At 41.5% G+C, this 25551-nt stretch carries 22 protein-coding genes; 10 read left to right on the top strand and 12 right to left on the bottom strand.

Going from position 1 to position 25551, the window contains the following annotated elements:
- Positions 1–66: 66 nt before the first annotated feature.
- Positions 67–1236 (bottom strand): glycosyltransferase, encoded by a 1170-nt coding sequence (locus MICAI_RS11625; RefSeq protein WP_008201955.1) that lies wholly within the window; start codon positions 1234–1236, stop codon positions 67–69.
- A 165-nt stretch (positions 1237–1401) separates the two neighbouring features.
- On the opposite strand from MICAI_RS11625, the gene MICAI_RS11620 reads away from it, so the two are divergent.
- The 7 genes from MICAI_RS11620 (at position 1402) to MICAI_RS11595 (ending at position 9618) form a co-directional block, all read left to right on the top strand.
- Positions 1402–2679, top strand: coding sequence for a glycosyltransferase (locus tag MICAI_RS11620; RefSeq protein ID WP_008201954.1), 1278 nt, complete (start codon positions 1402–1404; stop codon positions 2677–2679).
- Entirely contained in the window at positions 2666–3457 is a 792-nt protein-coding gene (locus MICAI_RS11615) for an MOSC domain-containing protein (protein ID WP_008201953.1), read from the top strand. The genes MICAI_RS11620 and MICAI_RS11615 overlap by 14 nt, the downstream gene beginning before the upstream one ends.
- 295 nt (positions 3458–3752) lie before the next feature.
- Positions 3753–4814 (top strand): Mrp/NBP35 family ATP-binding protein, encoded by a 1062-nt coding sequence (locus tag MICAI_RS11610; protein ID WP_002733003.1) that lies wholly within the window; start codon positions 3753–3755, stop codon positions 4812–4814.
- Positions 4815–5058: 244 nt separating this feature from the next.
- Positions 5059–6339 carry a rod shape-determining protein RodA gene (gene rodA / locus MICAI_RS11605; protein ID WP_008201951.1) on the top strand — a complete coding sequence of 427 codons (1281 nt, stop codon included), beginning with the start codon at positions 5059–5061 and terminating at the stop codon, positions 6337–6339.
- Between the two features lie 790 nt (positions 6340–7129).
- Positions 7130–7282: a microviridin/marinostatin family tricyclic proteinase inhibitor gene (locus tag MICAI_RS23810; protein ID WP_008201950.1), complete on the top strand. Its 153-nt coding sequence runs from the start codon at positions 7130–7132 to the stop codon at positions 7280–7282.
- Between the two features lie 278 nt (positions 7283–7560).
- Complete coding sequence (locus MICAI_RS11600; protein ID WP_008201948.1) at positions 7561–8538, top strand: MvdC family ATP-grasp ribosomal peptide maturase; 978 nt, start codon at positions 7561–7563, stop codon at positions 8536–8538.
- A 105-nt stretch (positions 8539–8643) separates the two neighbouring features.
- Positions 8644–9618 carry an MvdD family ATP-grasp ribosomal peptide maturase gene (locus MICAI_RS11595; RefSeq protein WP_008201946.1) on the top strand — a complete coding sequence of 325 codons (975 nt, stop codon included), beginning with the start codon at positions 8644–8646 and terminating at the stop codon, positions 9616–9618.
- A 356-nt stretch (positions 9619–9974) separates the two neighbouring features.
- On the opposite strand, the gene MICAI_RS11590 is transcribed toward MICAI_RS11595, so the two are convergent.
- The 4 genes from MICAI_RS11590 to MICAI_RS11575 form a co-directional block, all read right to left on the bottom strand.
- Entirely contained in the window at positions 9975–10508 is a 534-nt protein-coding gene (locus tag MICAI_RS11590; RefSeq protein WP_008201943.1) for a GNAT family N-acetyltransferase, read from the bottom strand.
- Between the two features lie 139 nt (positions 10509–10647).
- Entirely contained in the window at positions 10648–12711 is a 2064-nt protein-coding gene (locus MICAI_RS11585) for an ABC transporter ATP-binding protein/permease (protein ID WP_008201942.1), read from the bottom strand.
- Positions 12712–13090: 379 nt separating this feature from the next.
- Positions 13091–13345 (bottom strand): DUF7219 family protein, encoded by a 255-nt coding sequence (locus MICAI_RS11580; protein WP_002783089.1) that lies wholly within the window; start codon positions 13343–13345, stop codon positions 13091–13093.
- 98 nt (positions 13346–13443) lie between these two features.
- Positions 13444–14388, bottom strand: a complete 945-nt coding sequence (locus MICAI_RS11575; RefSeq protein WP_008201936.1) for an NAD(P)/FAD-dependent oxidoreductase — start codon at positions 14386–14388, stop codon at positions 13444–13446.
- A 97-nt stretch (positions 14389–14485) separates the two neighbouring features.
- Here MICAI_RS11575 and MICAI_RS11570 point away from each other — a divergent pair, with 97 nt between their 5' ends.
- Both MICAI_RS11570 and MICAI_RS11565 read left to right on the top strand, forming a co-directional pair.
- Positions 14486–15313: a YaaW family protein gene (locus MICAI_RS11570; protein ID WP_008201934.1), complete on the top strand. Its 828-nt coding sequence runs from the start codon at positions 14486–14488 to the stop codon at positions 15311–15313.
- A gap of 1 nt (position 15314) precedes the next feature.
- Positions 15315–16589 carry an O-antigen ligase family protein gene (locus MICAI_RS11565; RefSeq protein WP_008201932.1) on the top strand — a complete coding sequence of 425 codons (1275 nt, stop codon included), beginning with the start codon at positions 15315–15317 and terminating at the stop codon, positions 16587–16589.
- Positions 16590–17048: 459 nt separating this feature from the next.
- Here the strand turns inward: MICAI_RS11565 and MICAI_RS11560 are convergent, their stop codons facing one another.
- From MICAI_RS11560 to MICAI_RS11540, 5 genes are all read right to left on the bottom strand, one after another.
- The gene (locus MICAI_RS11560) at positions 17049–17945 is read right to left on the bottom strand and encodes an AEC family transporter (protein WP_008201930.1); all 897 of its coding nucleotides are present in this window, start codon (positions 17943–17945) and stop codon (positions 17049–17051) included.
- Positions 17946–17994: 49 nt separating this feature from the next.
- Positions 17995–18594, bottom strand: coding sequence for a Uma2 family endonuclease (locus tag MICAI_RS11555; protein ID WP_008201927.1), 600 nt, complete (start codon positions 18592–18594; stop codon positions 17995–17997).
- 161 nt (positions 18595–18755) lie between these two features.
- Positions 18756–19016, bottom strand: coding sequence for a hypothetical protein (locus tag MICAI_RS11550; protein ID WP_369751907.1), 261 nt, complete (start codon positions 19014–19016; stop codon positions 18756–18758).
- Between the two features lie 15 nt (positions 19017–19031).
- Positions 19032–19895, bottom strand: a complete 864-nt coding sequence (locus MICAI_RS11545) for a formylglycine-generating enzyme family protein (RefSeq protein WP_008201924.1) — start codon at positions 19893–19895, stop codon at positions 19032–19034.
- 175 nt (positions 19896–20070) lie between these two features.
- Positions 20071–22497, bottom strand: a complete 2427-nt coding sequence (locus tag MICAI_RS11540; protein WP_008201923.1) for a dynamin-like GTPase family protein — start codon at positions 22495–22497, stop codon at positions 20071–20073.
- A gap of 228 nt (positions 22498–22725) precedes the next feature.
- Between MICAI_RS11540 and MICAI_RS11535 the strand changes: the two genes are divergently transcribed.
- Complete coding sequence (locus tag MICAI_RS11535) at positions 22726–24366, top strand: phospholipase D-like domain-containing protein (protein ID WP_008201920.1); 1641 nt, start codon at positions 22726–22728, stop codon at positions 24364–24366.
- A 41-nt stretch (positions 24367–24407) separates the two neighbouring features.
- Here the strand turns inward: MICAI_RS11535 and MICAI_RS11530 are convergent, their stop codons facing one another.
- Positions 24408–24719, bottom strand: coding sequence for an MgPME-cyclase complex family protein (locus MICAI_RS11530; RefSeq protein ID WP_008201910.1), 312 nt, complete (start codon positions 24717–24719; stop codon positions 24408–24410).
- Between the two features lie 67 nt (positions 24720–24786).
- Positions 24787–25509 carry a pyridoxine 5'-phosphate synthase gene (locus MICAI_RS11525; protein WP_198285290.1) on the bottom strand — a complete coding sequence of 241 codons (723 nt, stop codon included), beginning with the start codon at positions 25507–25509 and terminating at the stop codon, positions 24787–24789.
- Positions 25510–25551 lie beyond the last annotated feature (42 nt).

Raw genomic sequence — 25551 nt, 5'->3', positions numbered from 1 at the left:
CCTTAAAATCCCTAATTTAGGCACTTATTAAGCGAAAAGGTCAGTTTTCCAGTCTGAGTAAACAATCTACTGACTGGGAGACTCCTTTTCAATCACATCTAACCAAGCGGCGGCTGATCGCTCCCAAGTGTCATTTAGGGCAATTTTCCGACATCTTTCGCGCTCTTGATGCAAAAGCTGGGGATTTTTCAGTAATTCGACAATTTTCCAGGCTATAGCTTCCTGAGTAGCCGGATCGGTTACTTCTCCCGGCACTTTCACACAGTAGTCCTTTTCTCGAAAAACAGCAAAATCCGTCACCACTGGCAGACAACCCACCACTGCCGACTCGCGCACAGAAATACAATCGATCTCACGATAGGTGCAACCGTAGTAATGAATAGCAGAGCGCGCTTTTTCCTCGATTAGTTGACGATAACCCATCATTCCGCGATCAACTACCCCCGCACTAGCTTTAATCAAAGCCATTAAATTATCGCGCCATTCCTTGCGATCGCCAATTTCATCCCGTTTAGTAAAACCATAGTAGAGATGTAACTCGGCTGCGGGAATTGCCGCCTTGATAATCGGCCAGCCATGCTTTAACATCGACTCTAGGCCCCGATAATAACGAGAGGCATAGACTAGACGATAGGGAAGATGCTCACTTTCCGGCACTGTCTCACTTACAGCCAAAAGGGAAGTATCGATACCATTAGGAACAATCGGACATTGATGATCGGGACAGAAATCCAGTAAATCCCGTTGATATTGGCTTTTACAGAAAATTTTGTCGTATCTAGCCAAAATTTCGGGGGTATAGGAGTCTGCCGGCACTTTAATATCGTGCCAATCAAAAAAAATTCGTTCTGCCTTGGTACCCGGACGGCAATAGGTGGGATGACGAGAGATCACCAATGTCTCAAAGTGATCCTGCCAATTCATCTGGTAATAATTAACATAGCGAATACCGTCCTGTTCCCCTTCCATACCCTCACAATTGCCGAAAATCGTCACTTTATAGCCGCGTTTCGTCCATTCCTGCGCTAAAAAAGCCACCGATGCCTGGGTGCCACTGGCCCCCCGTTGCCAAATTTCCGCCGGACGCATGGGACGATATTTTTCTGTGTAAATAACGATCGATTTTTTCGGCCAACGACGGGCGCTCAAACGCTGTTTAATTTGAAATAGGGAAGGTGCGCTGGCCCGTAGCCATTGTTTGAGATTAGATTGTAGGGATGGAGTAGCTTGTGACACTCTTTTTCTCCAAGATCGAGGGAAAATAGGGGCGATGGGTGATAGAGCCTTAGTTTCTCGAATTTAACTCGATTTCTCGACTCAGTAGAACAATTCGAGCCTATCATATAATAGGTTCAAGTCAAAAATCAATCTTTTTATTGCCATCTATCTGCCAGAAAATCTATGAAAATTGTCATCCCGATCGTGTTTTATCGCAAAGGAGGAGTAGAAAGAGTCATTATCTCTTTAATACCTAGCTTATTAGAATACGTCGAACAAATTATTATCGTCCTCCCTCGTAATGAAATTGAATATTTTAAGTCTTTAATGCCTGATTCCGATAAACTTATCTATGAGGATTTTGCTTTTTACCCCCAGAGTTTTGAAACAAAATCAATCTATTTTTATGAGCTTCTAGCGAATTTTTATAAAATCCTAAGACTGAGTTCTATTCATCGTCTTTTCTCTCGTAGAATTGAACTTTTACGCATCGAAGCAAGAATTAATCAGATTATCAAGCGTTACCAAGCTGATCACTGTTTGTATGGGATGACTAATCGGATTTCTCCCCCTAATGTCAAGGTTACTTTAAGTGGCATTATTTATGATGTCTTTTGGCAATTTGCTCCCTTAACTTACTCAGAATCCTATCAAGAACCCTACAATGAAGCGTTAAAAGAATGGTTAGATAAGGCCAATCTACTGTTCACAATTTCCCAAAAAACTAAAGACGATGTTTTAAAAGTTTTTCCCAATGCTACCTATGCTAGTAAGTTAAAAGCTGTACCCTTAGCGGGATTTGTCGAGCAGTCTCATACCAAGAGTTATTTAGTCAAAAGTGAGCTAGTTACTTTTTATTTTCCTTCCTCTTTTGGTATCTACAAAGATCATCTGACTTTGCTCAAAGCAGCCATTAAACTAGCGAAACAAGGTTTAAAATTTCAAATAGTTTTGATCGGTAAAGAAACCGATAATCTAGTTAGTGGAAATTTGCAATTATCTCAACAGTCTAAAACCCAAGAATACCAAGAATATCTCAAAGAATGTACCCGACTTTATCGGGAAAATCAAGAAATTTTTGAGAGTCATATCAAGGGATTAGGTTATCAAGACTATGAAACCTTGCAATTTTATTATCAAACCTGTTCCTGTGTGGTATTTCCCTCAAAATACGAAGGTTTTGGATTAGCAATAGCAGAAGCCATTTTACAGGGTATTCCCGTTATCGCTTCCGATTTAGAAGTGTTTCAAGAACAGGTGGAATTATATAATTGTCCTGAAAGAGTGCAATTCTATCCTAGGGGAGATGCGGAAAGTTTAGCTAATTGTTTAGAACAATTTATCCTCAATCCAATTCCTCGCTTGTTACCCGAAGATATTCCCAATAAAATTAATCTCTGGACTTGGGAAGATGTGGCGAAAAAATATGTAGAACTACTGAAAGAAAATGCAGGTTACTGATCTCTATATCTACCCGATTAAATCCTGTCGAGGTATTCAATTATCCCAAGCTGAAGTGACTCCTAAAGGTTTACTCTGGGATCGAGAAATGATGTTAGTGGATGGCAAGGGTAAATTTATCACTCAAAGAGAATATCCGCAATTAGCCACCGTTTCTATCACGATGACAGAGGATAATTTTTCTCTGAAAACATCTCAAGATTCCCTAACTTTTTGTCCTAATTTCACAGGAGAAAAAAGAGCGGTTCAAATCTGGGAATCTCACACCATAGCCATGGATCAAGGGGATGAAATCGCCGAATGGTTCGAGAAAATTCTCGACATTCCCTGTCGTTTAGTGCGACAATCTCCGGATTATCCACGTCCCGCGAATCCTCGCTATGCAGGGAACGATCATACTCCCGTCAGCTTTGCCGATGGTTATCCAATTTTATTAACTAATACTGCTTCTTTAGAGGACTTAAATCGGCGTTTAGTTGCACCGGTGCCGATGAATCGTTTTCGTCCTAATATTGTTATTAGTAGCGATCGAGCTTTTAGCGAAAGTAGTTGGCAAAAGATAACAATTGCCGAGATCACCTATGCTCTAGTTAAACCCTGTAGTCGCTGTATTATCACCACCACCGATCAAGAAACAGGTAGAAGAAATCCCCAGCAAGAACCGTTAAAAACCTTAAGCACTTTTCGCCGTTTCCCCGGAGGCATCATGTTCGGAGAAAATGTCATCCCCGAAAAGACAGGTACAATTAAAGTCGGCGATCCTATTACCGTAATCTAGATATCTAGAGATATAAGGGAATAGAGGTTATCAGTTATCAGTTATCAGTTATCAGATGTGAGCTTTCAGTTCACTGATTAAGTACCTAAGCAAAATTAATTACACATATCTAACCCCGCTCTTGCCTATTGCCTTTTGCCTCTTGCCTATCTTCACTAGGAAATTAATTTTGCACGACTACTTACTGTTCACTGTTCACAGCAAAAAACTCCCCACTCCCCACTGATAACTGTGCGGGTATCAAGGTTAAGATAAATAACCATAAGAACAATACTTGATTAGAGACACTGAAACCATGCCCCTTGATACCGCATCGATTTTAGAAGTATTACGTCCCGTTCAAGATCCGGAACTGCAAAAAAGCCTAGTGGAATTGAACATGATCCGCAATGTGGCGATCGATGGCGGAAAAGTTAGCTTTACCCTAGTTTTGACCACTCCCGCCTGTCCTTTGCGCGAATTTATCGTGGAAGACTGCCAAAAAGCCGTTAAACAGCTGCCCGGGGTGGAAAGTGTCGCTGTGGAGGTAACTGCCGAAACCCCGCAACAAAAAGCTTTACCCGATCGCCAAGGCGTGGAGGGGGTTAAAAATATTATCGCCGTTTCCAGTGGTAAGGGCGGTGTCGGGAAAAGTACCGTGGCTGTCAATATCGCCGTCGCCTTGGCTCATTTAGGGGCAAAAGTGGGGCTATTAGACGCGGACATCTACGGCCCCAACGCCCCGACAATGTTGGGCTTAAATGACGCACAAGTGACCGTACAGGGCGCAAATGGCGAGATATTGGAACCGGCTTTTAACCATGGCATCAAAATGGTTTCCATGGGCTTTTTGATCAACCCCGATCAACCGGTAATCTGGCGCGGTCCGATGTTAAACGGCATTATCCGTCAGTTTCTCTATCAAGTCAATTGGGGCGATTTAGACTATTTAATCGTCGATATGCCTCCCGGTACCGGGGATGCACAATTAACTTTAATTCAATCGGTCCCCCTAGCGGGTGCGGTGATTGTCACCACTCCCCAGACGGTTTCTTTAATTGATGCGCGTCGGGGTTTAAAAATGTTCCAACAGCTAGGGGCGCGGGTTTTGGGTATCGTGGAAAATATGAGTTATTTTATCCCTCCCGATCAGCCCGATCGCTCCTATGATCTATTTGGGTCCGGTGGTGGGGAAAAAACCTCGCAAGAATTGGGTATTCCTTTACTGGGATGTGTGCCTCTGGAGATAGCCCTGCGGGAGGGCGGTGATACTGGTGTACCAGTGGTTTTGGGGCAACCAGAATCGGCCTCAGCTAAAGCCCTGATAGCGATCGCTCGTCAGGTGGCGGCGAAAGTATCCGTGGCAGCCTATAGTTAGGGTTTGCGGCAAAAAGTTTTTCGGTGGTGGCAGGGTGTGGCCCCCCCAACCCCCCCGACATCGGGGGGGTTGGGTGTAGGGTGTAGGGTTTTACCCATTTTCAGGGAAAAAGTCCCTAAATTTTCCCCCCAATCACTCCAATGTCCGGTGCTTTTGGATTTCAAAAAGGTCTAAAAGTCTTATCGAACAATGTTTTTAGATTTATTGAGCAAACCCTAGTTAGTTAGTAAATTTGGGGAGAGAAATGGTGAGAAGACAGTCCCTTGTTAGTAGGAAACTAAGCGGTTTTAGTGAGCAGTTTAGCTTTATTTTCCGTGATATAGCCCAAATTGATTGGCTTTTGTTCGTTTTGGTGACGGGTTTAACCGTTTTCGGTGGTTTAATGATTCGTAGTGCCGAAAGACATACCACTGCTCTCGACTGGTGGCAACACTGGTTATTCGGATGCGTGGGAGTGGCGATCGCTTTATTTCTGGCCCGTTGTCGTTACGAAAGTCTGCTGAAATGGCACTGGTTAACCTATCTTCTTACCAATCTCTCCCTAATTGCGGTAATTGTCCTAGGGGTGACGGCGAATGGGGCGCAAAGTTGGATTAATATCGGCAGTTTTAACGTGCAACCGTCGGAATTTGCGAAGGTAGGTTTAATTATCACCCTGGCGGCCCTCCTACATCATCGTCCCGCCGATAATCTTTTTGCGATCGCTCGTGTCTTTGTCGTCACTGCCATCCCCTGGGTGTTAATTATGGCGCAGCCGGACTTGGGGACAGGATTAGTCTTTGGTGCAATTACCCTAGGCATGATTTACTGGGCTAATGCGAAACTACCTTGGATGATTATCCTGTTATCTCCCCTCGCATCGGTTTTTCTGTTTAATTTACTTTTTCCTGCTTGGATTGTTTTAGCAATTATCATCGGTGTACTTGCTTGGTTTACCCTTCCCTACCGTTTTTTATCTACTTTCATCGTGGTGGCAACTAATCTGGCAGTGGGTAAATTGGGCGAGGTTTTTTGGGGTTTATTAAAAGAATATCAAAAAGATCGTTTAACCCTATTTCTTCACCCAGAAAAGAATCCTTTGGGGGGAGGTTATCAATTAATTCAATCCCGCATTGCCATCGGATCCGGAGAATTATTGGGACGGGGATTACACCAAGGCACCCAAACCCAATTAAATTTTATTCCCGAACAGCACACCGATTTTATCTTCTCCGTAGTCGGGGAAGAATTCGGTTTTGTCGGCAGTATTCTAGTTTTAATAGCTTTCTGGTTAGTTTGTTGGCGTTTGTTAGTCATTGCTAATACTGCTAAAGAAAACTTCGGTTCTTTAATAGCGATCGGTGTTCTCTCGATGATCGCTTTTCAGGCAATTCTTAATATTAGCATGACCGTGGGATTAGCCCCGATTACAGGGATTCCTCTACCCTGGTTAAGTTATGGACGTTCATCTTTATTAACCAATTTTATCGCCTTGGGTTTAGTGGAATCCGTGGCTAATTATCGCCCCCGTAAGCGTTTGTACTAAGTAGTTGTGCAGCTATCAGTTATCAGTTATCAGTTATCAGTTATCAGTTATCAGTTATCAGATTTGAGTTTTAAGTGTGGAGTATTAAATAGAAGTTTCCTACTATCTTTTTACTGATTACTGTTTACTGTTTACTGATCACGGCAAAAAGCTGACGGCTTAGATGTATATAGCGTTTTTCAGTCTGCTGAGGTACAAAAGTTATGGGTTTTAGGCAAAAGGCAAGAGGCAGAAGGCAAAAGGGAAGAAAAATAGGTGTACCTCAATAGCTTAGGAAACGCTATAATTAATTTTGCTTAGGTAATTAATATTTGAGCAGATTTAGTAGAGTGGGAAACCCACTTTCCGCACTTCTTAACATTCAATTGATGATTTTTACTAATATATTCCTTCCAAACCCTTGCCAGTAAGAATTATAACTACAATGATGGATTTTGATCAAGGTGAAGAATTGTAAATTTTTTTCTCAGAAAAAATCAATTATTGACAATGTTCTCAATAGTAGTTTCTATAATCAAGGTTTTTCGTTAAAACATCTTGGGGAATGTAAAAACATATACAAGTATATGAAGATATGCTGAATGTCGGATTTAGCAGAAATTGTTCTTAAGTGCTTGACATTGGCCAGATTAGTGCTTATGATGTTTTCCATCACCCAAACAAAGGCAAATTATTTGCACAATCCCAATTCTGAAAGCCATGCACAGCAAAGCTTTCAGGGGTTATTGCAGGTGGTTAGTTTTGTCTGAGTGATCAAACCTATTCACTCGAAATTACCAGAGGAATAACAATGGCATATCCTAACGATCAACAAGGTAAAGCACTTCCTTTCTTTGCTCGTTTCTTGTCCGTAAGCAAAGAGGAATCTTCCATCAAGTCTCCTTCCCCTGAGCGTGAATATAATGTTACACTCAAATACCCTTCTGACTGGGAAGAGTTTTAAACTCAGGTTACATGAGTAATTGCAGCACTTTTCTTGATTACACCGTACAGACAAAAAGCTAAAGGAGCCACTAAGCAAGGCTTGCAGCCAAAAAAACTGCACGTTGAGATCCTGAGAAGTGCTGTAAAGTAACTTTGGTAATTACTCAAGAAAAAAACCAATACTGCAATAAGTCAAGCAAAAGCAAGACTTTTTGCAGCATTTTCTTGAGATTAGGATCAATAAAGACCGACCCAAAAGCCTTAAGATGGGTTAAAATGTAAGGACTTGCAACTGATATGAAAGAATCGCCTAAAGTTGTTTTATTGTTGACCCATAGCGGCGATTTTTTCACGATTGACCGCGTGGCTGAGGCGATAGAAAAAAAAGGAGCCACACCTTTTCGCTTAGATACCGATAAATTTCCCTTAGAGGTTCAATTAGCAGCCCAATTTAATGGGAAAAAAAGTTTTTATCAATTAACCTATAACCATCAATCTATTGATAGTCAACAGGTGCAATCTGTTTGGACAAGACGTATTTGGCAGCCTGAACTAACAGGGGATTTAGATCCTCAGTTTCGGGAGGTTTGTGTGCGAGAATCCCAGACGACTTTGGCCGGTTTTTGGGATAGTTTAAGGTCAGCGCGTTGGTTAGATAATTTAGCGCAAATTGAGAAGGCTAAAAATAAGTTATTACAACTTCGTTTGGCCTCAGAAGTTGGCTTAATTATTCCCCCCACTTTAGTTACCAATAATCCTGATGCTGCCCGGGAGTTTTTTTCCCAGGTTCAGGGACGAATGGTGAGTAAATTGTTAACTGCGATCGCCCGAAGTATGGAATCGCCGGAATTTTTTCTTTATACCAGTAGGGTGAAAGCAGAAGACCTTGAGGAAGCGGAATCTTTACGTTATTGTCCCATGGTTTTTCAAGCGGAAATTCCCAAACAATTAGAATTGAGAGTTGTCGTGGTTAATGGACAGACATTTGTGGGTGCTTTAGAATCTTCTCAGTATAATAATTCTGCCGTAGATTGGCGAAGACCTGGTATTGATCCTGGTGCTTGGCAACATCATACTTTACCCGATTCACTATTGCAGCAACTTCAGATTTTTATGGCTAATTTAGGGTTGAATTTTGGGGCGTTTGATTTTATCTTAACTACTAGGGGAGAATACGTTTTTTTAGAAGTTAATCCGGGTGGTGAGTGGGGAATGTTAGAACGGGATTTAGATTTACCTATTTCTAATGCGATTGCCGATTTTTTAGTATGCTAAAAATCAAACCAAAACCTAATCAGGATTTTGAGGATTTTAGGATTATCAAGATTCTCAATCCAAAATCTAATCAGGATTCTCAATCCCAAATCATCAAGGAAATCTATGACCGTTTTAATTGTTACTTTTAGCCACGATAATGAAAGTATTCCTCTGGTAATCAAAGCCATAGAAACGATGGGTAAAAAAGCCTTCCGTTTTGATACTGATCGCTTCCCTACAGAGGTGAAAGTTGATCTTTACTCAGGCGGTCAAAAAGGCGGAATTATTACCGATGGAGAAAAAAAATTAGAGCTAAAAGAAGTTTCTTCTGTCTGGTATCGACGCATGAGATACGGACTAAAATTACCCGATGGGATGGATAGTCAATTTCGCGAAGCTTCTCTTAAGGAATGTCGGTTAAGTATTCGAGGAATGATTGCTAGTTTATCTGGTTTTCATCTTGACCCAATTGCTAAGGTAGATCATGCCAATCATAAACAATTGCAGTTACAAGTGGCGCGACAATTAGGTTTATTAATTCCGGGGACTTTAACTTCTAATAATCCTGAAGCTGTCAAGCAATTTGCTCAGGAGTTTGAAGTGACGGGAATTGTGACTAAAATGCTTTCTCAATTTGCTATTTATGGAGACAAGCAAGAGGAAATGGTTGTTTTTACCAGTCCTGTTACTAAGGAAGACCTAGATAATTTGGAAGGTTTGCAATTTTGTCCAATGACTTTTCAGGAAAACATTCCTAAAGCTTTGGAATTACGCATCACTATCGTCGGTGAACAAATATTTACGGCGGCGATTAATTCCCAACGATTAGACGGTGCTATCTACGATTGGCGAAAAGAGGGAAGAGCGCTCCATCAACAATGGCAACCCTACGATTTACCGAAAACTATTGAAAAACAACTACTAGAATTAGTGAAATATTTGGGTCTTAATTACGGTGCAATTGATATGATTGTCACACCAGATGAACGTTATATCTTTTTAGAAATTAATCCCGTTGGCGAGTTTTTCTGGCTAGAACTTTATCCTCCTTATTTTCCTATCTCCCAGGCGATCGCTGAAATCCTAGTTAACTCATAAACTGGCAAAGACAGAGCCAGAGTATTTCATCGCATCTTTGCTCGTTTTTTATCTGCGGACCAAGACGAGGCTCCGACTCCCGATTCCCCCCGACTACTGACTTGAAAATAGAGGCTGAAATAACGCAAATTCGTCGATCATACTAAATCCGTTCAGTATAGGCTACATATCAGGAGAGATACTCCTGCAAGGGGAGTGACTCTTAAATTATTACAGATGCGTCAGCGGCTGCGTGTAAGCATCCCACCGAAAAACTAATGCACGGGGGGTTTGGGGGGTAGAACCCCCCAAAAGCTTGGATTGAGTGATCAAGTGGGAAGTAATACTAAATCCGTTAACCCCACCAACAAACTTTTTCAGCAAACCCTACTTAATTTCCAGACCAAGACTTTCTCTCTCGCTTCTATCAGATTCATGCCGATTTTTTCTAAAACTCGCTTTGAAGCTATATTATCGGGAGCGCAGCCGGCGGTCACTGTTTGCATACCAGGTTGAGAAAGTGTCCAGTCCATCATTGCTTTTGTCGCCTCAGATGCGTAGCCTTGTCGTCGATATAACGGCGCTACTTGATAGCCAATTTCTACAGCATCTGTGGGTAAACCTGTGGCATCAGGAATAATTTTGATCATCACATGACCAATAAGGGTATTTTCTGTTTGATGAATAATTAAACTCCCCCACCCCCACTCATTTTGTAAGGGGAATTGCAGCAAAATATTGGCAATATCAGGGAAAGCTTGAATCAACTCTTGTTCGGCCCAGTCAGCTGCAACTTTTACCCCCAAAATTGTTGCTAATTTATCGATACTTATAATTGCGGCATCGAGAAGTTCAAGCTTGAAGGGGACTAAATATAATCGTTCCGTCACCAGTTTTTCCAGTGCTTTCATTTGATAAAATTCCTATACCAGTTATCAGTTAGTAGCTTGTTAATCAACTTACCCAGCAAAAACCTCATTCTCTAGTTCTCCTGAGAGGGGGAAGTCTGAATACTCTGTCTCAATTTCAATCTGTTTGTCACCCCATTAGCTATATTCTCACCCATTTTAAGGTTTTTGGGTCTTTATCGTAACGATAATTAAAACCATCTTTGGCAGTAATAATTTTACCTAAACTGGCACGACTCCGGACGTTACTTAAAGAATAATCAGTTAGGGACTGCATTTGTTGATGGGACAAACCTTCGGCTATTTCAGAAACTCCTGCAATTTCCGCATCATGCTCAGTTTTAACCTCAGACAAAGGCTCTATTTTTACCGCCGAGAAATTTTCTGATTTTTTTGATGTCATGACCATGTTATTCACTTTTTTGCGCTGATAATCTTCTACAGTTGACAGCTGCCAATGGGAATTTTCTGTTAACTCTAAGACCCATCGATGATAATTAAATAAACTTTCCCGATGACCGACACTAATAAAGGTGGTTTTACTTGCCTGTAATTGCTGATATAAGCTGGCTTCATTGGCCAAATCTAAAGCGCTGGTTGCTTCATCTAAGATAGTAAAGGTAGGTTTAGTGATTAATAGTCGAGCAAAAGCTAATCTTTGCTGTTCTCCGAGGGATAAAATCTGTTCCCAGTTGACTTGTTTATCTAAGCTATTTTTGTCAGTTAATAAATGTTGCAGGTTGACTTTTTTTAAGCTGTCTTCTAATTCTTCATCGCTCACCTGCTCATTGGTATTAGGATAAAGTAATTGCTGGCGTAAAGTGCCAAGGATAATATAAGGACGTTGGGGTAAAAATAACATTTTAGCTAAAGGAGGACGTACTAAACGGCCACTACCTGCCTTCCATAAACCGGCTATTGCTCGTAACAAGGAACTTTTTCCTCGACCACTGGGGCCAATAATGAGTAGGCTTTCTCCCAAAGGGACAGAAACCGATAAATTTTCCACAATTACCTTTTCATAATCGGGAGTTTGTAGGGTAAGATTCTCAAAAGCTATACGATTATCTTCCAGGGTGATAATACGACTTAAGTTGTTCGGCTCTTCACTGGCAACTTTTAAGGCATCTGTCAAAGTAGCTAACCGTTCAATATAACTTGAAACTTTACCCGATGTTCCCCATTCAGTAATTAATTGTCCCAAGGCATTAGAAAAAAGAAAACAACATAAACTAGCTTGACTAATTTCTCCATAATCGATTTCGTTTTCAATAAACATAGGGGTTAAAATAAACATTGAAAATACACTAATCGCTGACTGATAACCTCGATTAAAAAGATTATTAAACCGTTCCCAATTTATCAGTTTTTCGGAGCTTTGAGTAAGCCGTTGAAAACGGCCTTCAATGATTTTTTCTTCCTGCTCTTCTCCCTGAAAAAAAGCAATTGATTCGGCGTGGTTACGCACATGGGTTAAAGCATAACTATAATCGGCCTTATCATTAAGTTCAGATTGATTAATTTTGTTTAATTCTTGAGTTAGATAAATTGCTATTAAATTTCCTGTGATCGTATAAATGATCAGATAAACCGCAATTTGCCGAGAAATTGTCCAAAGAATAATCGCAAAAGTAATCATTTGTAAACCTTTTTCCACGAAGGTAATTAACAACCTTAGGGTCATGGTCGTAATTGGTTCAATTTCTTGAGATAATCTTTGATCGGGATTTTTTAAGTCCGAGGTAAAATCAATATTATAATAAGCGCGATCATTGAGATACTTTTTAACGGTTTGTTTCGTTAACCATTGATACCAATCTAAGGCTACTTTGCGACGAATAAATTGAGAAAAAGCAAATAAACCCGTTGCCACGATAATCAAAAAACTGGATAACCACAACGTATTTAGATATTTAGAAAGGTCTCTATCTTCAATAATAATGTCGAGTACATAACGATTCCAGTAGCTACTAAAAGCTTCTACCCCCACCGTTGCCAAGATACTTAAAAGAATCAAAGCTGACATTCCCCAAGAAATGATCACATCTCCAAAGGCACGTCCATTTAACTCCGTTGGATACCAATAGGGTTGAGCCACAATTTTTAGGCTTTCCCAAAATTGACCAAATAGTGAAAAGGGATTCTTGGCGGACTGGTCGGACACAACAGGGTTTTCCGTTGCTTGTTTAGTAGTATATTGGGGCATCTAGATCCAATTGGCAGTTCTTTTACTGTTCTCTTGACAACTCGCTATCATATTTTAGCGGCAGAATTACCTCTTGTTGTCTTTTGGTCACATTTTTATCTCGAAGTTGAAAGTGACCTATGATCCGGTCGTTGATGCTCTCAAAATCACCTTAAGTCATGTGCCGAAATGCTCAGGAGCGGATGGACAATCCCCAGTCTTGTGAATATTCGATTCTGACGACTAAACCGGAATTAGTCGCCACTTACCCAGTCCCAGTCTCTCAGAATACTGCCAACTATGGCGAGAAAGCTCTGAGATAACTAATAACTACTTGACCCACTTTTGTTACTGTGGCAGTTTAGATACTGATTACTGGTCACTAAAAAACCCCTATCTCTCAATCTCCGTGATCCTCAAAATGATTAGCTAGTAGGAATTTTCGACTGGTATTTAACTCTTGCCATAGCTGGTTAATTTTCTCGTAAGCTTCCGTAGAGGTAAGTTTTCCTCCACTGTGTAAACCGGCGATAAAAGAGACTCTCAGGGCGAATTCCTGCAAGTTAGCGTTAAAAACCAGATTTTGTGGCGTGAATAAACCCCTGTAGCTGGTTTTAGGGTAGAGAAAGTTATCTTTAGAATTGAATTTTTCCATTGTGACCAACCCCCCAGTATAGGATATCTACATTATTATATATTTAACCTTTTGTTAACCCAAGCTTAACCTAAGAATTTAAACCTGTCTCTAGATTCTTAAGAGAGTAGCTGCTCAACTTGATTAGCCGCCGCTATCCCAGAAGTTAAGGCCGTTTCTAGGGAAGAATTTCTCGATAAATCTCCTCCTTGACACCAATCACCACAGGCAACTAGAGGTAAAGGACTATTAACACTTAAACAGGGTACAGCTAAACCCTGACGGACTAAAGCATAACGCCAACGGTGAATCTGTGACCAATCCGGGAGAGGCAAAGAAGCACGAGAGAGCAAATCTAGCTTAACTGCTTCTAAATCCTCGCTATCGAGATATTTAACCGCAAAATCGGCACTACTATGCACAACAAAGACATAATCAGGGGATGATTGCCGTTTACTGCTATCAAGTCCTAACCAAGCGATATCGGTGGAGGGAGCAACTGCGGGTAAAGAATCGCCATAACCCGCCATTACCGTTAAACAGGGATCGTAAACGATTGATCGCAATTCTGGCATAGTAGTTATGGGAGAGTTTTCTAACAATAACGCTGCTTGCGGGGCGGGAATAGCCAGGACAATCACCGAAAACTCCCCTCGAATTTGACCGTTATTGTTTAAAAACCATTTTTCTTGATGATTTTCCAGACGAGTAACCAGAAAATCTCGTTCAATTTCTAAACCTTGAGCTAAAAATTTCGCCACGCTATTGATGCCAGAAGGAGCAACATAGCTAGAATCAAACCAAGAAGTAACTATATTCTCTCTCAGGAGATTATCAATTAAAGCCGCCGTTTTTTCGCCCTGAATAGTCAAAAAAGGCAAGCCATGATCCACAGCCATCTCTTGATTGGCTCGATTAACCCGTCGCGTGGCTAAACGACCACCAATACCTCTAGACTTATCAAATAGCTTAACAGTATAACCTCGATCGCACAACTGACGAGCGCAGGTTAACCCGGCTAAACCCGCACCAATGATCCCAACCTTAATCGAAAAATTTGTCACTAGCCTTCCTAATCCTGTAAACCCTTGAGTTAATATTAGTAGTAATCAGCACTAGCGAAACTGATTTGATTATTGGGGCTGAGGAGGACAAACCACATTGGACGAACTACGCACAGCTTTGGAGTTAGCCACCGAGGAGGAACTACAGCAAATCACTAACATCCTCTTTTGCCGTCGTTTTAACCCTCTCGATTATCTACGAGCGCCGGACGCAATCGCCGTTCAAAGTCAAGATTGGGAAAGTTGGTTAGATAGCGTCGAGGATCGTTTTCGTTATTTGGCGGCCGACGGTGTGACAGTATTAAAAGGTCAAACCGAAAAAGTTAGTTATCGTCAAATTCTCGTCCGTGTCTGTCATTTCCTCAAGGTTCCCTACTCCCAAAAAATGCCGACAACGGAAATTGAAGCGGAAATCTATCTTCATCTGGTTAACAAAGCTTGGAAACGTCTCCCCCCATCGGAACAAAAATCCCTCTCGATTCAAATTCAAAAGGCGCTCGCGGATTGCCGCACTCCCCAACCCTTACCGGTTCACCTACAACACAATCCCCTCGATATAGTCCTCAAAGGCAGTAGCGTCATCGCCGTTAATTCTATCCTGAAACCGATTCTGCTCAAACATATCGCCGGGCAGTTCGCTCTCCATTTTGCCCGCTATCAAGGGGCAAAAACTGCCCTAGTCCAGGGTGGGGCAATTGCCAATCAAATCGCCCTGCAAACCGCTAAACAGGGCATGACTAGGGCGGCGGCCCGCTACGGAGCGGTCAGAACCGTGTTAAGTTTGGTAGGACCGGCTTTATGGGGTTGGTTTATTGCTGATCTCGGTTGGAAGGCGATCGCCACTGACTACGGCCGGATTATCCCGACTATTTTTGCCCTTGCCCAAATTCGTCTGACTCGTGACGATTGTTGGCAACCTGCATAACATGAAAAAGATTTTTTGTCAAGGGTGGGAGTGGAATTTAATACTTTTTTCAGTTTTTATTGCCATGATGCTGCCGGAGTTAGCGGGTATCGGCATTATTATCGTCTTAATTAGGGTTTTTACTGGCAATTTTCGGGCAATTATTCGGTCACGTCTCAATCAAGGTCTCGGTATCGTCACTCTTTGGTTGATGATTAGTGCCAGTCTTTCCCCAACTCCGGGGGATGCTTGGATTGGTTTAGGAAATTTCCTGCCCTTTTTCTTCTTTTTTAGCAATATTCGGCAATTAATTAAAAAACCCTCTCAATTGCGTCAACTAGCTTGGGTGATGGTTATTCCGTCGGTTTGGGTAGTGGTGATGGGATGGGGACAAATTTTTCTCGGTTGGCAAAAACCGGAAGCATTAAAAGGGATTTTTACCTGGCCCTACGGGGTGGGGGGTGAACCTTTGGGGCGGATGTCTTCGGTTTTTATGTATGCTAATCTTTTGGGGGCTTATTTACTGATAACTCTGATTTTAGCGATCGGTTTATTAATTCTAACTTGGCGGCAGTGGCACAGACAAAGAAATCGGAATTTAAATCTCAAAATCGGGTTTTTAACTTTAACCATATTGATCGACAGTGTAGGGCTATTTTTAAGCAATTCTCGCAATGCTTGGGCCTTAGCCTTTTTAGGAGGCTTAATTTTTGCCCTTTATCTGGGTTGGAATGCCTTAGTCGCCGGTTTTGTCCTCTTGGGAGGGGTGATTTCTCTTGCTTCTTGGGGACCCAATCCTTTCAGGGATAGTCTGCGTTTTTTGGTTCCTAGGGCGATTTGGGCGCGATTATCCGATGAAATGTTCCCCAATCGCCCTCTAGCTACTCTCAGATCAACTCAATGGCGTTTTACTCTAGAAATGACCCAAGAAAGACCCCTATTCGGTTGGGGATTACGCAGTTTTACACCTCTCTACGAAAAAAGTCAGGGATTATGGTTAGGTCATCCCCATAATTTATATTTGATGTTAATGGCAGAAACGGGAATTATCGGCTTAATTTTATTGTCTGTTTGGGTGGGTTGGATTTATGCCCAAGGGGTGCGTTTATTTATCTTTTTACGGCAACAAAAAGCCGGGGGTGAGTTAATTATCTTTACCTATCTGGTAGCTTTTGGTGCTTGCGTTTTATTTAATCTCGTCGATGTCACCCTCTCCGATGTCAAGATTAATACTATTGTTTGGCTTCTCTTGGCTGCTATTGCCGGGGTGAGTCAAAGGTTAAATTATGAATTATGAATTATGAATTATGAATTATGAATTGGGAAGTGGGGTGTAGGGTGTGGGGTGTGGGGTGTGGGAATTGGGGAATTGGGGAATTGGGGAAGTGGGGAATTGGGGAATTGGGGAGAGGGGAGAATAAATAAAATAATCTCCTGAATAAGGGTGCATCCCACACTTGCAGAAATACCAACAATCAGCAATTATCAGTGACTCTTAAATTAGTACAAAAATATGAACAATCGCGTGTAAGCATCTCACAGTTAACCTAATGCGCGGGGGGTTTGGGGGGTAGAACCCCCCAAAAGCTTGGATTGAGTGATAAAACCGAAAGTAATGCCCAATTTTAGGAGAAAGTTTCCCCTTAAAAATCCCAAATTAGTAGATTTACCAAAATGAGATGCACCCCCTGAATACTGATAACTGAATACTGGCTCCCCAAAACGAAAACTTCGCACCTCACCATTAAGATAACTGCTATAAATAGACTTTTAATAACCAAAGAAAGAAAGGAATAGTCAGAAAACTAGCAAGGGTAGTGACCACAACTGTGCGGGCCATTAAAGTAGCCGAACCACCGAATTCTGTGACTAAAATGACGGTATTAACGGCGGTGGGCATGGCACTTTGTAGGATGAGAATTTTTAGATCCATACCGGTTAATCCTAAACTACTGCCGATCGCAAATGCCAAAAGAGGAGCGACTAAAAGACGCAAACAGGTCCCTAATAACTCTAATTTACCGATCGCTAATTTTTGCTGAGATAATTGGATACCTAGGATAATTAAAGCCAAGGGAATTGCCGCTTGTCCCAGATAGCTAACGCTTTTATCTAATTGCAGGGGAAGATGAAAAGGGAAAGTTTGAAAGCCAATGCCGATAAAAATTGACCAGATTAAGGGCAAGCGAAAAACTAAGCGAAATCCTGAAAGAAAGCTTTTTCCTCGCAAATAAGCGGGACTAATACCAAATAACAGAATACTAGAGCCAATCATATAGATTATCGCTCTTTCCAGTCCAGCCGCACCCAGGGCAAAACTAGCCACAGGTAAACCCATATTACCGTTATTGGGCATCACGGCGGCAGCCATGAGGCTTTTGCGGGTATCACCATCGAGACTGAGACAATAGGCGATAATTTCGACGACAATCGCCATTACCAGTGAGATAAGAGCAAAGCCTAGGATAATTAAACCGATATTGCTGCCGGATAAAGTGGTGTGATAGAGTCCATCAATCACCAAAGCGGGGGCAAGAATATATACCGTGATTTGGGAAAGGGAATGCACTTCCACAGTGAGAATTTTTCCTGCTATCACACCGATGAGGATGATAAAACCCACTGGAACAATAGCGGAGAGGATGACAAGCATTAATCAAGTAAAAAGTAAATAGTACATAGAAAAAAACTTATCTGATTTTTTAACGGATTTCTGTTATATCTTCGTATAAAGATTCGATCGCACAGTGAAAATCGATACTAGCTAGATAAATATCTGCTCCTTTGCTGTAGGGATAAAGAACCCAGAATCCTTCGTCATTGCGACGAAAACAATCCACACTAATGCGTTCTTGACTGATAAGAACATATTCTTCTAAAGTTTCGATCGAACGATAGTCGGCAAATTTATCGCCCCGATCTCGCTTCGCGAGCGCGTTGCGAGCAAAGGCAGCAGTAGTGGGGGATAATACTTCTACAATCAAGCGCGGATAACGGATAAAATCTTCCGAGAAAGACCGATTATCTCGCGAGTCGCAAGTGACCACAAGATCGGGATAAAAATAACTATTAGCTATTTCTAGACGAACTTTCATATCTGTGGCATAGACAAGACAACCACTACCCCGCAGCCGGTTTTTTAAAAGTGTGGCTAAGTTGATAATAATCATACCGTGGGCTTTACTCGCACCAGCCATGGCGTAGGTTTGACCGCGAATGTATTCGTGTTTATCCTTGGCTATTCTCTCCGTGGCTAAATAATCTTCCGGGGAAAGATAGTTATAGTCAAAGTTAGCAATCATTTGGTTAAATCACCTTTATTGTCTCTAAAATCAATTCTAACTCTCGATCGAGGAGCGGTACATTTTTAAAAATTGTCTGACCAACACCTGCCAATTTTGCCAGTTGCTCGGCAAATTGTTGAGCTAATTGACCTGCTCGGACAATATCGAGTAAAAAAGCCTTATCCCGCCAGATAAATCCCTTGCGCTGTCCCTAAAATCTCTCGTTGACGAATCCAATTATGACTCTGCTCGATCGATTTTTTCGTTAGCAAATCAACTTTCCGTCCCAATAAATTTTCTAATTCCCGTTTCATCCTCGAAAACTCCAGAAGTCCCCAAGAAACACTATCGGCTCTCTTGGGTTTGGTGGGTAAAATGTACTCTAAGACACATTCCTGCCAGCGAGCGACTGGAACTAACCACAAAGACACAAAGGACACAAAGATTGATCGGTTCTATAAAGGGGAATTATCGCTAACCACACGAAAACCAATATCATAGAGTCCAGCAGTAGCCATAAATTTGACTCGGTAGGCCGAGCGACATTTGTTAGGGCCGTCATTCCAGGAACCCCCGCGTAAAACTCGTCTGTCCCTATCTTCTATGGTGGCTGCTTCGTAGTTATCGCGCCAGTAATCTGCACACCATTCCCTGACATTTCCGTGCAGGTCGTAGAGTCCGAAAGGGTTAGCGACGGCAAACATTCCCACCGGTGTGGTTTCCCTGCGATCGCATCCCAGGCTACCTTCCCCATAACGACCATAACTGCATACTTTCCCGCCATAATCCCAGTCCACCCCGGAATAGTTGGCTAAATCGGTGGAAATTGTCGGGCCAAAGTGAAAAGGGGTGGATGTACCTCCCCGACAAGCGTATTCCCATTCTTTTTCTGCGGGTAAACGATAATTCAGTCCCGTGAGACGGGATAGGCGATCGCAAAATTCCACCGCTTCCCACCAGTTAATTTGTTCTACTGGGCGATCGTAACCTTCAAAATGGGCCGGATAGGGATTAAGTTCAATATTTACTGGTTCTAATTTTGCCACCTCGCGCCATTGTCGTTGGGTAATTGGGTAGCGACTCAGACAAAAAGCCTGAATATTAACCGGAGATTGGGGACTTTGACTCGATTTCCAGCCTAACTCGCTTTTGGGCGCACCGATGAGGTATTGACCGCTAGGGATAGAAATCATCTCTAAAAAGGTTTTTTTGCTTAAAAAATATTGATAACCTCGATTAGTGACTTTTTCCCGTTTAATTTCCTCACCTTTGCTATTAACAGTGACCACCTCATCGGTAAAATCTAACCATTCTCCCATTCTGCACCCCTCTATCGGTTATCGGTTGATCAGGTTCAGCTGCGAGCCTAAAAACATCTCGAAACCTACCAGTTTAAGAATAACAAGACTTCGATCGCTTATCCCCCGATCAGTTTTAATTTTAATTAATTTTTTGGATTGTTCCCCCTCACTTGCCACCTTCCCACTCCCCATATTAATTGCTGGAGTCATTAACAACTTCAGGGACAATCTCTAATTCTTGTTCACCAATTACAGGTAAATGATTTTTCTGTAAACCCATAGCAGTTAAACAAGTATTGAGAGAGTTAATCGCTTGGTTATAATCCTCAATTTTTTGGTGAATTTCTTGCTGTTTGTGGGCATTATTAGCAATTTTTTCCGCCGCTTCCTGTTCTAAGGTTTGTTCTAGATAAGAACGAGCTTGATTGAACTGTTTTAGAATAGTATCCGCTTGTTTTTTCGCCATTGGTATCAATTGATTTTTGAGAGTATTATTAACGGTTTGGCGGAAGTTTTTCTGAATTGTTGCTGATACTTTTGGCTCAAAATCTAACTTAAGTAATTGACGGATAGCAGGTTCGGCATCAAGAATACTTTCACAGTCATAACCCTGGGCAGTTTGTTGGACAGTTTGCCGAAATTGAAAGATCGAAAAAGTGCCTTCGTTGTAAAAATTGTGATTTTCTCTTACATAGCGATCGCACTCAGTTTTTGCTTCGGAAATCAAGGCATTAATTAACTGCAATTCCACCTGTTTTAGCTGATTTTCTATGCCACCATCATTACCCAATAAACGATAGATTTGCCGATAATAATCACCTTGCCTTACCGCATCTAAGAGACGCTGACAAAAGCGAGTAATTAAACTGGTTGACTCCTCAATTAACACATCTTCTAGCTGGTTAGACAGATAATAAAAAGCTTCCACTAATACTGCTAATAAAGGTGCTGTAGCATTGCGAGGATGAGCTAAAGTCGCCTGCGAGTAAGCATTTCTAACAGAAAAAGTATTTAACAACTCATCCAATCTTGATACCATTCTCGCTTTCAGTTTCTTAAAGTCTTCCTCAAAGTTGTCATCGCTATTAACCACGATAGCATTGACATAACCCTCGATATGTTTAGTTAATTTCTCTCCCACTTCCTTTAACTCTTGATTGAGGTGATTTAACTCCAGAGCTTTCATCGCCTCAATTTCTCGTGGTTGACTTTCTAAATCACGATAAATCCCTTGATAATGATTTTTGAGAGTAATGCAAAGAGATTGTAAATCATCAGCTAAAGTTGCAAACAATTGCGGGCGTTTTTCTTCGGTAAGATAACGAGTAATTGCCCTGCGAAATTCTTCGATACCGCTATCAGCAATTAACTGCTCTAATAAAGGAGTTCCCCACTCACTTAAAACTCGGAAGTAATTTTTATTAGGAGTTTCATAACCGTGGATGGAAACTTTAAAGGGAGTTGCCAGTAATTTACCAGAGTTGGCACAATAGTTATTAAACTCGCTGACAAATTGCGGTGTTTCTTCTTGTCCTCCTAAATTTTTAACACTTTCGGCAAAGATAGAATCTAACCCATAACGCTGATTAATATTGGTTTGATTTTTCACCTGATACCCATAAAACCCTAAAAGTCCGCTGGTTTTATAAATGCGGGAAGTATCACGAAATTGCGTTTGAATCAGGTTCTCTAAACGCTGTTTTAGTTGGGCTGAGTACCAGGTTTCATCAATGCGGTTAAAAACATAAAAAACTCGATCACGAATACCAGCATTAGAGCTAATTTTTTCGAGTAATTCTGTTTCTTCTGTGGCTAATTCTCCCGCAGAAGCAGCCTTTAAAACACAAACCACTGCTGAAGTATCAGGATGCTCTATTTTACGATAGGCTAATTCGGCATCTTTTTTGACTGGGGCATCAATACCGGGCAAATCTACCAAAACGTTACCATCTTTAAGGAGAGGATGATGACAGTAATATTCTAGACGTTTTAAGACGGCGCTATTGCTACCACGACGGGCAAAACTGGCCGCTTCTGCTAAATTAGAAAAGTGAAATTGTTCCATGGAATAGGTGGCATTATGCAGGGTATGGATCCGCTCACGATTTTGAGTAAATCCTTCAATTAATAATTTTAAACCCTGAGCTTGTTTAGCTCGCTCGGATTTGCCTTCTCCCCCTTCCTGTTCGATAATTTTTTGACAGTATTGGTTTAATTGACTACAGTATTCCGGGGAATTAATGTTACTGGGATTAGTTAATTGCAGATTTTGACAGACGCTATCGACTAAAGTACGAATTTCTGCTTCGCTGAGAAAGGTTAAAACCACTCTTTCCTCATCAGCTTCTGCGTACTCAATATAACATTCTGTACCCGTTGCGTGTCCTTCGGCACTATAGAGCAATTCTCGCTCTAAAAGTGCATTGATTAACATTGATTTCCCGGCACTAAAAGCACCGGCGAAAACGATTTCAAATTTGGGAGAAATGGCTTTTTGTAGGGCAATTTCTATCTTGCTGGTATCCTGTTGATTGCGGAGAGACGATTCGCATTTCAATAGTTCAATTATACTGTTAACATTACCAGCCAGATTACTGCATTGGGGTAAAAGTTCAGTCATGGTAAAACCCAGATCTAGAAGAACAGTGCTATTATTCCCCACATGATAACAAAATTCCCTAACTAGATGTCACATCTTTGCTCAGTAATTTAAGCAATCAAGGACAAGGTCCTAGTCTTGAATCTAGAATCATGATTGATTATAATCAATTTAGTACATACCGATTTCCGAGAACCTCCTTAGGTAAAAATTACCTCCTCACTCCTGAATCCTAGGGGAATGATAATTATGTGGGCAAAAATGGCAATAGATAAATGGAGATTAAAAAAAATTCGGACTATGGGACAGTTAGGATTTTTGTTAGGGACAGTTTTTCTTTTGGGTGGTTGTCATTCTCTGAATGTTATCCCAAATCGTCCGCAACCCTTGCCCCAAGATCAATACATTCAAGTCTATTTTAATCATAATCAAGCCCAGAATTCAAATTATACCGATCCCTATCGCCAAATTAATCGCCAGGGGGACAATCTAGAACAGGTTATTATTGATCATATCAACTCGGCAAAAATTTCGATCGATCTAGCAGTGCAAGAGTTACGTTTACCCGCCATCGCTCAAGCTTTAGTGGAGCGTCAGCAACAGGGAATTAAAGTTAGGGTTATCCTCGAAAACATTTACAATAAACCTATTAATAGTTTAGCCAAAAACCAAGAACAATCAAGCGATCGAGAACAGGAACGTTATCAAAATCTTTTTGATTTAGTTGATATAAATCGAGATGGTAAATTAACTCCAGAGGAAATCGCCCAAAGAGATGCAATTACTATCCTCAAAAAAGCTGGCATTCCCCTAATTGATGATAGCGCTGATCGCTCAAAAGGTAGCGGTTTAATGCACCATAAATTCATGGTTATTGATAATTACACTACTTTAATCAGTTCAGCTAACTACACCTTAAGTGATATTCATGGAGACTTTTCTAATACCCAAACTGTTGGGAATGCCAATCACTTATTAGTAATTACTAATCCCCCACTAGCTAGAGCTTTTCAAAAAGAATTTAATCTGATGTGGGGAAGGGAAGATCAGCATAAATTTGGCTTAGATAAACCCCAGAGAAAACCGCAAACAATCCTTATCGGTAATAGTATTCTGACGGTAAAATTTTCCCCCGATTCTACCGCTTATCCCTGGGCAATTACTAGCAATGGTCTGATCGGTGAAACTTTAAATAAAGCTAAAAAATCCGTGAATTTAGCCCTGTTTGTCTTTACGGAACAGCCTTTAGCTAATATTCTCGCTCAACGACATCAAAAAGGGATAGAAATTAAAGCTTTAATTGATCCTAGTTTTGCCTTCCGATACTATAGCGAAGGATTAGATTTATTAGGAGTTGCTCTCAGTAATAAATGTCGTTATGAACCAGATAATCAGCCTTGGCAAAACCCAATTAATACCCTAGGAGTTCCCGATCTAGCCCGGGGAGATAAATTACACCATAAATTCGGTTTAATCGATGATAAAATTGTGATTACTGGTTCTCATAATTGGTCAAGAGCCGCTAACCATCAAAACGATGAAGCTTTAGTGATTATCGATAATCCCACCGTTGCCGCTCATTTCGATCGAGAATTTCAATATCTGTACCGTACCGCTAAATTAGGACTGCCGGAAACTATTAAAAATCGGATCGAACAGGATAGAAAAAACTGCCCCCAATCTGTAACAATTAAAAGCGATCGCTTAATTAATTTAAACACCGCCACAAAAGAAGAATTAGATAGTTTACCCGGTATCAGTGGCAAATTAGCTGAAAAAATTATCGCAGCCCGGCAACAAAACCCCTTTACTTCCCTAGAAGATTTGGATCGAGTATCGGGAATCGGTCGGGGAAAAATTAACAAGCTGCAAGGCAAAGTTAGCTGGTGATGATTGCCTCGTCTGCATTTTTTGCCACAGACAAAAAAGGGTTATTTTAACGGATCTGGAATAGTATCGGAAGGAGCTTCAAACTGTCCGGTAATAACGTATTCTAGACGCAATTTTAGCCAAGTAATAAACTGTTGATTGAGAGAAACAATCGCCGCTGCCGGTTGGGGAGTTTTCTTTTTGATATCGGCAAAAGCGGGAGTATCTAAAAAAGCTGGATTGGCAATTAACCAAAAATCAATTTCTTGACCTTTTTCTTGATAATTCCTGATTCTTTCCTTCAAAACTTCCTTTTCGATCGCTTCCTCTTCTAAAAACTTTTGACTGGCTACCAAATAATAATAAGTTGTCATGATCTTTCCTTTAATTTTTCAGTGTAATTGTTCCTGAGTCGGGAGATTAGCTGATAGCTGATGGCTTTTACAATTGTCCACGCATAGCCAATTTCATTTCCCTAACGGCCCGTTCCAACCCGACCAAAACCGCCCGACTGATAATTGTGTGACCAATGTTCAATTCTTCCATATTGGGCAAACAGGCGACATCATAAACATTCCAATAGGTCAAACCGTGACCGGCATTCACCCGCAAACCGAGAGAGGAAGCGTATTCACAACCTTCTTTAAGAATTGTTAATTCTGCTTGACGATCGCTCTCCTGTTGTGCTTCGGCGTATTGACCGGTATGGAGTTCGATCAATTTCGCCCCCGTATTAGCGGCCGCTTGAATTTGGGCAAAATCGGCATCAATAAACCAACTAACGGGGATATTAGCTCCTTGTAGGCGCTCTACAACCTCACAAAAACGGTCAAAATTGCCCAGCATATCGATCCCCCCTTCCGTGGTCACTTCCTGGCGCTTTTCGGGGACAAGGGTGACATAATCGGGTTTAAGATCGAGAGCAATGGCGATCATTTCCTCCGTCGGGGCCATTTCCAGATTTAGATGAGTCCGCACCGTTTGCCGGAGGAGCCGCACATCGCGATCTTGGATATGACGACGATCCTCGCGCAAGTGAACGGTAATGCCATCAGCGCCGCCGATTTCGGCCAAAACTGCCGCCGCCACGGGATCTGGTTCCACGGTTCGACGCGCTTGGCGAATTGTGGCCACATGGTCGATATTGACACCCAAAGTCAGCAAAGTTGAACCTCCTTGTTTGTTAGTCCAACTTTCCATCTTACC

It is taken from the genome of Microcystis sp. T1-4 (assembly GCF_000297435.1).
Lineage (GTDB): Bacteria > Cyanobacteriota > Cyanobacteriia > Cyanobacteriales > Microcystaceae > Microcystis.
This window is presented reverse-complemented; position numbering and strand designations above follow the sequence as displayed.

Bases quoted from the DNA above. Each gene is read 5' to 3' on its own strand.
- MICAI_RS11560 (WP_008201930.1), bottom strand. From the start codon at position 17,945: ATGCTTGTCATCCTCTCCGCTATTGTTCCAGTGGGTTTTATCATCCTC.
- MICAI_RS11580 (WP_002783089.1), bottom strand. From the start codon at position 13,345: ATGGAAAAATTCAATTCTAAAGATAACTTTCTCTACCCTAAAACCAGC.
- MICAI_RS11595 (WP_008201946.1), top strand. From the start codon at position 8,644: ATGACCGTTTTAATTGTTACTTTTAGCCACGATAATGAAAGTATTCCT.
- MICAI_RS11610 (WP_002733003.1), top strand. From the start codon at position 3,753: ATGCCCCTTGATACCGCATCGATTTTAGAAGTATTACGTCCCGTTCAA.
- MICAI_RS11600 (WP_008201948.1), top strand. From the start codon at position 7,561: ATGAAAGAATCGCCTAAAGTTGTTTTATTGTTGACCCATAGCGGCGAT.
- MICAI_RS11585 (WP_008201942.1), bottom strand. From the start codon at position 12,711: ATGCCCCAATATACTACTAAACAAGCAACGGAAAACCCTGTTGTGTCC.
- MICAI_RS23810 (WP_008201950.1), top strand. From the start codon at position 7,130: ATGGCATATCCTAACGATCAACAAGGTAAAGCACTTCCTTTCTTTGCT.
- MICAI_RS11545 (WP_008201924.1), bottom strand. From the start codon at position 19,895: ATGGGAGAATGGTTAGATTTTACCGATGAGGTGGTCACTGTTAATAGC.
- MICAI_RS11615 (WP_008201953.1), top strand. From the start codon at position 2,666: ATGCAGGTTACTGATCTCTATATCTACCCGATTAAATCCTGTCGAGGT.
- MICAI_RS11590 (WP_008201943.1), bottom strand. From the start codon at position 10,508: ATGAAAGCACTGGAAAAACTGGTGACGGAACGATTATATTTAGTCCCC.
- rodA (WP_008201951.1), top strand. From the start codon at position 5,059: ATGGTGAGAAGACAGTCCCTTGTTAGTAGGAAACTAAGCGGTTTTAGT.
- MICAI_RS11530 (WP_008201910.1), bottom strand. From the start codon at position 24,719: ATGACAACTTATTATTATTTGGTAGCCAGTCAAAAGTTTTTAGAAGAG.
- MICAI_RS11540 (WP_008201923.1), bottom strand. From the start codon at position 22,497: ATGACTGAACTTTTACCCCAATGCAGTAATCTGGCTGGTAATGTTAAC.
- MICAI_RS11620 (WP_008201954.1), top strand. From the start codon at position 1,402: ATGAAAATTGTCATCCCGATCGTGTTTTATCGCAAAGGAGGAGTAGAA.
- MICAI_RS11565 (WP_008201932.1), top strand. From the start codon at position 15,315: ATGAAAAAGATTTTTTGTCAAGGGTGGGAGTGGAATTTAATACTTTTT.
- MICAI_RS11555 (WP_008201927.1), bottom strand. From the start codon at position 18,594: ATGATTGCTAACTTTGACTATAACTATCTTTCCCCGGAAGATTATTTA.
- MICAI_RS11535 (WP_008201920.1), top strand. From the start codon at position 22,726: ATGTGGGCAAAAATGGCAATAGATAAATGGAGATTAAAAAAAATTCGG.